The 7,326-nt window shown below is 53.7% G+C and carries 5 protein-coding genes; all 5 read left to right on the top strand.

Annotation, left to right across the window (positions count from 1 at the left end):
• Window positions 1-13 precede the first annotated feature (13 nt).
• The 5 genes from JAO79_RS11955 (at window position 14) to JAO79_RS11975 (ending at window position 7,108) form a co-directional block, all read left to right on the top strand.
• Window positions 14-718, top strand: a complete 705-nt coding sequence (locus tag JAO79_RS11955; protein ID WP_199007482.1) for a PolC-type DNA polymerase III — start codon at window positions 14-16, stop codon at window positions 716-718.
• 207 nt (window positions 719-925) lie between these two features.
• Window positions 926-1,189, top strand: coding sequence for a DUF4212 domain-containing protein (locus JAO79_RS11960; protein ID WP_114335750.1), 264 nt, complete (start codon window positions 926-928; stop codon window positions 1,187-1,189).
• A gap of 6 nt (window positions 1,190-1,195) precedes the next feature.
• Window positions 1,196-2,965, top strand: coding sequence for a sodium:solute symporter family protein (locus JAO79_RS11965; RefSeq protein ID WP_199007483.1), 1,770 nt, complete (start codon window positions 1,196-1,198; stop codon window positions 2,963-2,965).
• Between the two features lie 97 nt (window positions 2,966-3,062).
• Complete coding sequence (locus tag JAO79_RS11970; protein ID WP_199007484.1) at window positions 3,063-3,569, top strand: hypothetical protein; 507 nt, start codon at window positions 3,063-3,065, stop codon at window positions 3,567-3,569.
• Window positions 3,570-3,595: 26 nt separating this feature from the next.
• Entirely contained in the window at window positions 3,596-7,108 is a 3,513-nt protein-coding gene (locus JAO79_RS11975) for a PAS domain-containing hybrid sensor histidine kinase/response regulator (protein ID WP_199007485.1), read from the top strand.
• The last annotated feature ends 218 nt before the right edge of the window (window positions 7,109-7,326 follow it).

A 7,326-nucleotide genomic window follows, 5' to 3' on the forward strand; every position in this document is an offset into this window, starting at 1 on the left:
CCCCGGGACCCATATGTTCTCAACCCTCAAACAATGGATTCAGGCCAAACGCAATACCGGATCAGGCATAGATACCGACAACCTGCCGACACCGAAAACAGCAGGGGAGCAGGATCTTTTCAATGCCCGCCTGATTGTGCTCGATCTCGAAACCACCGGTTTAAACACGTCCAAGGATGAAGTTATTGCCATCGGGGCGGTGGCCATTGAAAAAGGCGCGATATATCTGAACGACCAGTTCGACCTGATTCTGCGGCGCCCGGACTTAGACATTCGTGAAACGGTGCTGATCCACGGTATTGGCCCCGAAGCCCTCACACAGGGCCAGGAAACCAAAGAAGCGTTGGTACACCTCCTGGAATGGATGAACGGCGACCCGATCCTGGCCTATCACGCCGAATTTGATAAGCGCTTTCTTGAGCGGACTCTGAAGGCTCAACTCGGCTACTCCCTCTCACACGTTTGGATGGACGTTGCCGAACTCTTGCCTGCTGTTTTTCCGAAAGCAGATCCAAAGGGCCGGGGGCTGGATCACTGGTCCGATCTTTTTGGCCTGGAGGTCAGTGAACGGCATCACGCTGCGGCCGACGCGATGGTAACAGCGGAACTGACCTTGGTCGCACTCAATGCGGCCAGAAAGTCGAACGTCAAAACACTTAAAGATCTTTCACAAAAGCTGCGTTATCAACGACGTTTACAGAAAATGAAGCGTTTTTAGCACCTCCTCTCACGTCGGAAAAGCCTGTATCGGCGTGGCTTTGCGCTCGAATTGATAAGACTATTTGCCAATATCCATATTGCCATTGACGCGTAAAGTCGATAACGACAACAAGTCAGAGAACAACTCTGAACAATAAGTTCTCTAACCGCTTTACCCAAAAAGATCGCCAGCCGAGCTTTACAAAAACAATATGGGAGTAAGTGTATGTCAGGACATAGCTACGACGCTGAAAACTACTGGAAAGCCAATCTTCGCCTGATCTTCGGAAGCCTGATCATCTGGGCTCTGGTTTCATACGGCGCTGCAATTCTCCTACGCCCAATGCTTGCCGGCATTGAAGTAGGTGGTACCGATCTGGGCTTTTGGTTCGCCCAGCAGGGATCCATCATTACTTTCATCATTCTGATTTTTTTCTACGCCTGGCGTATGAACAAAATCGATGAGAAATTTGGCGTACACGAGGAGTAATCACCCATGAGCCAATTTGCAATTAACTTGCTATTCGTGGGGGGCTCCTTCCTCCTGTACATCGGCATTGCCGTCTGGGCAAAAGCCGGCAGCACCAGTGACTTCTACGTGGCCGGTGGCGGTGTTCATCCCGTCACCAATGGTATGGCCATAGGCGCCGACTGGATGTCTGCGGCTTCTTTCATTTCCATGGCCGGCCTGATTGCCGCCGGGGGTTATGCCAACTCTACATTCCTGATGGGTTGGACCGGCGGCTACGTGTTGCTGGCAATGCTGCTCGCGCCGTACTTGCGTAAGTTCGGTAAGTTTACGGTTCCGGAGTTCATCGGTGACCGCTACTACAGCTCAAACGCGCGACTGGTCGCGGTTATTTGCCTGATCGTTGCGTCAGTGACTTATGTTATTGGCCAGATGGCGGGTGCTGGCGTTGCCTTCTCACGCTTCCTGGAAGTTGACTCCACCAACGGCTTGATCATCGCCGCGATTGTTGTCTTCATCTACGCAGTAATGGGCGGCATGAAAGGCATCACCTACACTCAGGTTGCCCAGTACTGTGTGCTCATCGTGGCTTACACGATTCCAGCGGTGTTCATTTCTCTGCATCTGACCGGCAACCCGATTCCGGGTCTCGGAATGTTCTCTACGCACACTGAATCCGGATTGCCGCTGCTGACCAAGCTGAACCAGGTCATCACAGATCTTGGCTTCAATCAGTACACCGCCGATGTCGACAACAAGCTGAACATGGTCTTGTTCACCTTGTCACTGATGATCGGTACGGCCGGCTTGCCACACGTTATCATTCGCTTCTTCACAGTGCCCAAAGTGTCTGATGCGCGCTGGTCTGGCGGCTGGGCACTGGTTTTCATTGCCCTGCTGTACCTGACGGCACCTGCCGTGGCATCCATGGCTCGCCTGAACCTGATGACCACCATCTACCCTGAAGGCACTCAGGCTCAGCCGATCGAATACGATCAGCGCCCGGGCTGGATTGCCACCTGGGAAGAAACCGGTCTGATCAAATATGAAGACAAAAACAACGACGGCCGCATCCAGTTGTATAACGACAAGAACGCTGACTTCGCCGCTACCGCTTCCGAGCGTGGCTGGGCAGGTAACGAAATGGTCGTTAACAACGACATCCTGGTATTGGCGAATCCCGAAATTGCCAACCTACCGGGCTGGGTTATCGGCCTGATTGCAGCGGGCGGCCTGGCGGCAGCACTGTCTACAGCGGCAGGGCTCTTGCTGGCGATATCGTCTGCCGTGAGCCACGACTTGATCAAAGGGCGACTCAACCCCAACATCAGCGATAAAGGCGAATTGCTCGCGGCACGAATTTCGATGGCCGTCGCAATTGTGGTGGCAACATGGCTAGGGGCAAACCCGCCGGGCTTCGCAGCTCAGGTGGTCGCGCTGGCCTTCGGCATTGCTGGGGCCTCCCTGTTCCCCGCATTGATGATGGGCATTTTCTCCAAGCGGGTTAATAACGTTGGCGCCATTTCGGGCATGTTGGCAGGTCTGACCTTTACCCTGGTGTATATCTTCACCTACAAGGGCTGGCTGTTCATTCCGGGCACCAACACTTTGGCAGATACCCCGGAAAACTGGGTGCTGGGCATTTCCCCGCTGTCGATTGGTGCAATTGGTGCCATCGTCAACTTTGCGGTAGCCTTCGGAGTATCGAAAGTGACGGCTGAACCGCCGGTTGAAATTCAGGAACTGGTCGAAAGCGTGCGTTACCCTCGCGGTGCTGGCACAGCTCACGATCACTGAATTTCATGACGACCTGATTTGTTACCGACAATGAAGGGTTGATGCCGAACGGGCTTCCTCGATGAGGAAGCCCGTTCTTTATTGAGGATACCGCTTTATGTTCTGGAATTTTGTGGCCACGATTTTCTGTGGACTCGGCGCTGCCGGCATTGCCCTAGGCATCCGTGCAATAACGGCCAAGAAGGCGCCCAGATGGATTATTCCGGTCTTTGCCGGGCTCGGCATGCTGAGCTATCTGGTCCATGGTGAATACACCTGGTACGAGCACAAACAAACGCTGTTGCCCGACGAAGCCGTGGTAGTTGATACTGAGCGAGAGCAGTTATTCTTCCGCCCATGGACGTTTGTATTTCCTTACGTCACTGCGTTTTCGGCGGTTGATGTTGAGAGTATTGCCCGGGACACAGAGAACACCGAGATTGTTCGCTTTACGTTGTACCGGTTTGAACAAACGGTCACTGATGCCGTTTCCCACCGCGTGCATCTGATTAACTGCCAAACTCAAGAACTGGTGCCTTTGGCGAGTAACGGAAGCCCCCGGGTAGACAACCTAAAACGGCTCAATAACAACGATCCGCTGCTTAACACTGTGTGCGGCGCCTGATAGACCTGACTGGATAACCGCAATACATGATTAGTGCCTGGCTGCTTGCCTTAATATCGATCACTTATATCTCGCTGCTGTTTCTGATTGCCTGGGCGGGTGACAAGCAACCGGGGCTCTACCGGCATACGCTGGCACGTACTCACATCTACAGCCTTTCACTGGCGGTCTATTTCACCTCGTGGACGTTCTACGGAGCCGTCGGGCGGGCAACCCAGGAAGGTTTCGGCTTTGCATCGATTTACCTCGGCCCGCTTCTTGTTTTCCTCTTCTTCGCCCCGCTGCTTCGGCGCATCATCCATATCAGCAAACGCAATAACAGTACCTCGATTGCGGATTTCATCGCCTCCAGGTATGGCAAATCCCAATTATTGGCGGCCATGGTTGCTGCGGTCGCACTGATCGGCAGCGTGCCTTACATCGCACTCCAGCTTAAAGCCATCGCTCTGGGGTTCAGTGTTTTGTCGGAAAACAGCCACCCCCTGCCCGGCCTAGGCACAACCTGGAATGATTCGGCGTGGTATATCACCCTGACCCTCGCGGTGTTCACAGTACTTTTTGGCACCCGCCATCTCGAATCCACTGAACATCACCGTGGGATGATTCAAGCCATTGCTTTCGAATCTCTCATAAAGCTGGTGGCTTTCGTCGCGGTGGGTCTATTCGTTGGTTACGGGCTGTTTAACGGGTTCGGTGAACTGTTCCGGAAAGCGGCCGACGCAGATCTGATCGGAACTCTGACAACAGCCAGTTTTGATGCGCCAACCTTCATCACCCAAACTCTGGTCTCTATGCTCGCCATCATCTGCTTGCCGCGGCAATTTCATGTCATGGTGGTCGAGAATGCGGATCATCGGGATTTCGACGTCGCGCGCTGGGCGATGCCTGTTTATTTGATAATCGCAACCGCATTCGTTATTCCGATTGCGGCTGCAGGTCTTTTGTATGCCGACAGTCTGGGTAGCAATCCCGACATTGTGATTCTGCAACTTCCAATCATGGCAGACCAGCAATGGCTCTCGGTCCTGGCCTTTCTTGGCGGGGGCTCCGCAGCTGCAGCCATGGTCATTGTCTGCTCGGTGGCCATATCAACCATGGTGAGCAACGAAATCATTATGCCGGGACTGCTAAAGTTCTTCAGGCCCCGGATGAACCGTCGGGCCGATTTGAGCTACCTGCTACTCACCATTCGCCGCGCGGCTATCTTCGTCGTCTTGTTAACCGCCTACGCTTTCTATCGCATGGCGGGGCAGGATTACAGCCTGACTGCCTTTGGTTTGCTGTCATTCGCCGCCGCGGCTCAATTCGGGCCGGCTCTGGTAGGCGGAATTCTATGGCGACAGGGTAACGCGACCGGCGCTATCTGGGGGCTTGGCCTTGGCTTCGCCGTCTGGTGTTACACCCTGCTGCTGCCGGCCCTGGTTTCAACAGGCTGGGTAGAGGCAGGATTCCTCAATCACGGCCTGTTTGGCTGGAACTGGACTCGGCCAACCGCTTTGTTCGGCTCTGAACTGGACCAAATGACCCACGGCATTCTGTGGAGTCTCGGAATTAACACCGCAACCTATATAGTGCTATCTCTGATCACTCGCCAAAGGATTCGGGAAAAAATTCAGCTCGCTGCGTTCTTTCAGGAATTCGACCCCCGGCACGACAGCCCAACCAATCAAAGTTGGCAGGGCGAAGTGCTGATCTCCGATCTGCAGGCTTTGACTGACCGCTTTATGGGAGAAGAACGCTCGGAAAGCGTGTTCCACAACTATGAGCGCCGCAACGCGATTCGGCTTTACCCGCACCGGGAAGCCTCTACGCACCTGAGAAAATACATCGAAAGGCAGCTGGCCTCGGTCATCGGTGCCTCGACAGCACGGGTAGTGCTCGAATCCACGCTGACCGGTCGCGACATGCAGATCGAAGACGTTGTCAGTATTGTCGATGAAGCCTCTCAAGCCATGACGTTCAGTCGTGAACTGCTGCAGTCAGCGATCGAAAACATTAGCTTGGGGGTGTCGGTGGTCAATCATCAACAACAGCTGGTGGTGTGGAACCAGCGTTATCAGGAATTGTTCAGTTACCCCAAAGGGTATGTCCGGGTCGGGCGTCCGGTTGAAGACCTGATGCGCTACAACCTGATGAATGCAAATCTGTCGGCACGCCGCATTGACGAAATTATCGACGACCGTTGCGCCAGTATGCGTGCGGGAGAGCCGATGTCTTACGAACGTCAGCGACCGGACGGGACCGTGGTGCGAATCGATGGCAGCCCGATACCCGGCGGGGGCTATGTCACCACCTTTCAGGACATCACGCCCATGCGGCGTACCGAGCAGGCTCTGAAAGAAACCAATATCTATCTTGAGCAACGGGTCCGTGAACGAACGCAAGAGCTTCAGGTTATCAACGAGCAAATGCTCAAAGCCAAATCAGTTGCGGAGCAGGCTAACCACAGTAAGACCCGTTTTCTGGCCGCAGCCAGCCACGACTTGTTACAGCCGTTGAACGCTGCACGCCTGTTTACCTCGGCGTTATCAGGAAAATCTGTAGATCAAGAAACCTCCGAACTGATTCAGCATATCGACAGCTCTCTGGGGGCCGCCGAAGAGATCATCAGCACATTGCTGGATATATCGAAACTGGATGCGGGCGCGCTGGAGCCCGACATTACCGTGTTCCCGGTGAATGACCTGCTCCGCCACCTTGCTACCGAGTTTTCGGCGATCGCAAAAGATCAAGGCCTGGAGCTTCACGTGGTGCCGAGTTCCGCGTGGGTCCGATCTGACGCGAAGCTGCTCAGGAGGGTGGTCCAAAACTTTCTGTCGAATGCGATACGGTATTGCAACAGCGGCCGGATACTCATGGGCTGTCGCCGTTTGAAGGGCTACCTGCGTATTGAGATATGGGATACAGGCCCAGGGATGTCTGAAGAGCAGTTAACGCACATCTTCGAAGAATTCCGTCGTTTTCAGCACGGACAAGACAAGAAAGGACTCGGGCTTGGGCTCGCTATCGTAGATCGTATCAGCGGAATGCTAAACCACCCCGTAACGGTTCAATCCATCCAGGGCAAAGGCAGTGTGTTCGGCATTACCGTACCATTAGCCGTACCAGAAACCACAGCATCAGCGACAAGTCAGAGCCAAACTGTTTCGAGACGTGTCTCAAGCCTTGGCGGCCTGCACGTACTCTGTATTGATAATGATGCCGCCATCCTACAAGGCATGGTCGCCCTACTCGGTAACTGGAAATGCGATGTAACAGCGGCGGAGAGTTTGGAAACAGCGCTTGAGAAGTTAGAAGACCGCAAACCAGATATCATACTCGCCGACTACCAGCTGGATGACAACCGAAACGGCCTTGACGCTATGGATAGTGTCCGAGCGGAGTTGGGTAACGGGATCCCGGGCATACTGATCACCGGTTACATGGCACCGGAGGTACGTGAAGACGCGATCAATCGCGGCTACCTGATTCTTTATAAACCTGTTAAACCAGCGGCTTTAAGGGCGTTGGTCAACAAGCTATTAAAACAAGCAAAGTAACAGAGCAGTGCCTACTCGATTACGGAGAATATTCTATACACGTCTCAAATTGGCGCGTTGGCCCCCTCAAGACGTGTCTATTATCTGACCTAGCCTTATAGTTCTATCCAGCAACGCACTAACATAGCGATGGCCGTTATAACGGTCAAGAAGTTGCTGCAGCAGATGATAAAGGCAAGGTTTTAAAGTATCAGAAACGAAAAAACCCCAGCCTCTGT

This window comes from Marinobacter litoralis (genome assembly GCF_016427555.1).
Lineage (GTDB): Bacteria > Pseudomonadota > Gammaproteobacteria > Pseudomonadales > Oleiphilaceae > Marinobacter > Marinobacter litoralis_A.